The following is a 1,322-nucleotide window of genomic DNA, read 5'->3' as shown; positions in this document are numbered from 1 at the left end:
CGCCATGGTGTTCCAGTCGTATGCGCTCTACCCGCACATGACGGTCTACATGAACATGGCCTTCGGCCTGCTGCGCACCAGCCGGCTGTCCCGCCAGGAGGTGGATCGCCGGGTGCACGAGGCCGCGCAGCGATTGCAGATCACGGAGCTGCTGCAGCGCCGCCCTGCCGCGCTGTCTGGCGGGCAGCGCCAGCGCGTGGCCATTGGCCGGGCCCTGGTTCGCCAGCCCAAGGTCTTCCTGTTCGACGAGCCGCTGTCCAACCTCGATGCCAAGCTGCGCACCCATATGCGCGGCGAACTCGAGCGCCTGCATGCCGAGCTCGGCATCACCATCGTCTACGTTACCCACGACCAGGTCGAGGCCATGACCCTGGGCACGCGAATCGCCGTCATGGACCGCGGCCGCCTGCAGCAGCTGGGCGCGCCCATGGACGTGTACCGCGCGCCGCAAACCCGCTTCGTCGCCTCCTTCATCGGATCGCCGGAAATGAACTTTCTGGCCCTGCCCGACGCCGCCACCGACGGCCACGCCTGGCTGCACGCCCGCTTTGGCGAGGCCGCGCTGCGGCCCGGCACCGTGCTGGGCCTGCGGCCCGAAGAGCTGCGGCTGGCGCCGCAGAGCGATACGTCCGAGATGTCCGAGGCAAACGATGGACCGCTGCGCTGGACCGGCACCGTGCAGCGCGTCGAGCGGCTGGGCGCCGAAGCCTACGCCCAAGTCCGCGTGGGCGGTGCCGACATACTGGTGCGCACCGCGGCCGATGCCGCGCTCGTCACCCACCAGACCATCGTGCTGACACCCGAGCTCGAGCGGCTGCGCGCCTTCGACGCCCAGAGCGGCGCCTTGCTGGCGGCGCGGGGCTGAACATGGGAGCCACACCCGTGCTCAGCTCGCGCCAGGAGCGCATCGTCGAAATCCTGCGCGCCACCCCCTCCATCAGCACGGTCGACCTGGCGCAGCGCCTGGGCGTCTCGGGCGAAACCGTGCGGCGCGACCTGCAGACCCTGGCCGACGAAGGCGTGGTGCAGAAATTCCATGGGGGCGTGAGCCTGCACCGCGCGGTGCAGGAGTCCCCGTTCCAGCTGCGCCTGCGCAGCAACGTGGGCGCCAAGCGCCAACTCGCGCGCGCGGTCTCGGCCCTGCTGCCCGACGGCGCCAGCATCGTGCTGGACAACAGCAGCACCGCCTGCTTCGTGGCCGAAGCCCTCGCGGAGCGTCGTGGCCTTACCGTGGCCACGCCATCGCTGGAGGTGGCGCGCTGCCTGGCGCAAAGCGGCGACCGCCACTGTGTGATGCTGCCAGGCGGTACCTTGCGCAGTGC

General features: G+C 70.7%; 2 protein-coding genes. Both read left to right on the top strand.

Annotation, left to right across the window (positions count from 1 at the left end):
- A partial coding sequence (locus tag BGO22_RS21720) for an ABC transporter ATP-binding protein (RefSeq protein WP_286852421.1) occupies nt 1-865 on the top strand: 865 nt, incomplete at its 5' end.
- Between the two features lie 17 nt (nt 866-882).
- Nucleotides 883-1,322 (top strand): DeoR/GlpR family DNA-binding transcription regulator (locus tag BGO22_RS21715; protein ID WP_286852420.1); only part of this gene is annotated, 440 nt, incomplete at its 3' end.

This window comes from Hydrogenophaga sp. 70-12, from assembly GCF_001897365.1.
Lineage (GTDB): Bacteria > Pseudomonadota > Gammaproteobacteria > Burkholderiales > Burkholderiaceae_C > Hydrogenophaga > Hydrogenophaga borbori.
This window is presented reverse-complemented; position numbering and strand designations above follow the sequence as displayed.